Origin of the sequence: Phenylobacterium sp. (assembly GCF_031181185.1) — a bacterium.
Taxonomy (GTDB): Bacteria; Pseudomonadota; Alphaproteobacteria; order Caulobacterales; family Caulobacteraceae; genus Phenylobacterium.
The window spans coordinates 1-2,205 of sequence record NZ_JAPSKZ010000308.1 but is presented as its reverse complement, the minus strand read 5'-3'; the positions used below and the strand labels follow the sequence as shown (position 1 = coordinate 2,205).

The 2,205-nt window shown below is 69.6% G+C and carries 1 protein-coding gene; it reads left to right on the top strand.

All coding sequences use genetic code 11. The features are described from left to right. Positions 1–2,205 (top strand): efflux RND transporter permease subunit (locus RIF93_RS20275; RefSeq protein ID WP_309093245.1); only part of this gene is annotated, 2,205 nt, incomplete at both ends.

The window sequence follows — 2,205 nt, the reverse complement described above, 5'->3', positions numbered from 1 at the left end:
CTTTTACTCCATGCGGATCTGGATCGACCCGCAGAAGGCCGCCGCGCGCAACCTGACCTCGCAGGAGATCGTAGCCGCGCTGCAGGCCCAGAACGTGCAGGCCTCGGGCGGCGCGCTGGGCCAGGCCCCGGCCGACCGGGGCGTCGCCACCCAGTTGCCGGTGGAGGTCCAGGGACGCCTCGGGACGCCCGAGCAGTTCGCCGAGGTCGTGATCCGCGCCGACGCGGACGGCCGCGTCACCCGCGTCCGCGACGTCGCGCGCGTCGAGCTCGGCTCCCAGGACTACAGCGTGCGAGGCTACTTCGGAGGCGAGCGAGGCATCGGCGTCGCCGTCATCCAGCAGCCGGGCTCCAACGCTCTTTCGACGGCCGAGGGCGTGCTCCAGGCGGTGGAGGAAGCCAAGGCCGACTTCCCGCCGGGCGTCGCCTACACGATCCCCTACAACCCGACCGAATACGTCCAGGCCTCGGTGGAAGCCGTGCAGCACACGCTCGTGGAAGCCGTCGTGCTTGTGGTGCTGGTGATCCTCGTCTTCCTGCAGACCTGGCGGGCGGCGATCATCCCGATCCTGGCCATTCCTGTGGCGCTCGTCGGCACCTTCGCCGTGCAGCTCGCGCTCGGCTATTCGATCAATTCGCTGTCCCTCTTCGCCCTCGTCCTGGCGGTGGGCATCGTCGTCGACGACGCCATCGTGGTGGTCGAGAACGTCGAGCGGAACATTCGTGAGGGCATGACGCCGCGCGACGCCGCCTACCGCACCATGGACGAGGTGAGCGGCGCGCTGGTGGCCATCGGCTTGGTGCTGCTCGCCGTGTTCGTGCCGACGGCGTTCGTGCCCGGCATCCCGGGCGAGTTCTACCGGCAGTTCGCGGTCACGATCGCCGCCGCCGCCTCCATCTCGCTGCTGATCTCCCTCACCCTTTCACCGGCGCTCGCCGCCCTGCTGCTCAAGCCCCACCAGGAAGGACAACACGGCCCCCGCTGGCTGCGCCCCCTTCAACGGGCGGGCGCATGGTTCAACCACGCCTTCGACCGGCTCAGCGACCGTTACGGCCGGATGACCGCACGGCTGGTGCGGGCCAGCGTCATCGTGCTTGCAATCTACGGCGGACTGCTGGCCGTCACCGGCTGGCGTCTTGTGGCGACCCCCACCGGCTTCATCCCCCAGCAGGACCAGGGCGTGCTGATCGGGGTCGTCCAGCTTCCTCCAGGCGCCTCGCTTGAGCGGACCGACGCCATCGTGCGCCAGGCGGCCGCCGAGGTCGCCCAGATGCCCGGCGTGGAGACTGTCGCCGCCATGGCGGGCCTCGACGGCGCGAGCTTCTCGAACGCCTCCAACGCGGCGACCATGTTCATCCGCCTGAAGGACTGGGAGGAACGTGGCTCCACGCTGGGCGCAGACGCCGTGGCCGGCGCCATCATGGGCAAGCTGGGCGCCGTCGAAGAGGCCAACATCTTCGTCCTCTCGCCCCCGCCGGTTCAGGGCCTAGGCAACGGCGGCGGGTTCAAGCTGATGGTTCAGGACCGCTCGGGCGCCGGTTACGGCGAACTGGAGCAGGCGGCCAATGGACTGATGGGCGCCGCGGCCGGCGCTGCCCAGGTGCAGGGGGTCTTTAACCAGTTCAACACCGGCGCGCCGCGCGTCACCGCCGACGTCGATCGTCAGCGGGCCCTGATGATGGGCGTCCAGCCTCAGTCGATCTTCGAGACGCTCGGCACCTATCTCGGCTCGACGTACGTCAACGACTTCACCCTGGGCGGGCGCACGTTCCGGGTCACCGCCCAGGCCGAGCCCACGGGCCGCGACGACAAGGCCGACATCGCCGACCTGCGCGTGCGTTCCGCCTCGGGCGCCATGGTCCCGGTGGGATCGGTGGCCCAGCTTCGGGACGACACGGGTCCCACGCGGGTGGTCCGCTTCAACCTGTTCCCCGCCGCCGAGGTGATCGGCCAGGCGGCTCCGGGGGTTTCGTCAGGCCAGGCGATCGGCGTCATGGAGCAACTCGCCGAACGCAATCTGCCGCAGGGCATGGGCTACGAGTGGACCGAACTGGCCTTCCAGGAAAAGGCGGCGGGCAACTCCGGAGCCATCGTGTTCGTGATGGCGGTGGTCCTGGTGTTCCTCGTGCTGGCGGCGCAGTACGAGGCGTTCACCCTGCCGCTGGCGGTGATTCTCATCGTCCCCATGTGCATCCTGGCGGCGCT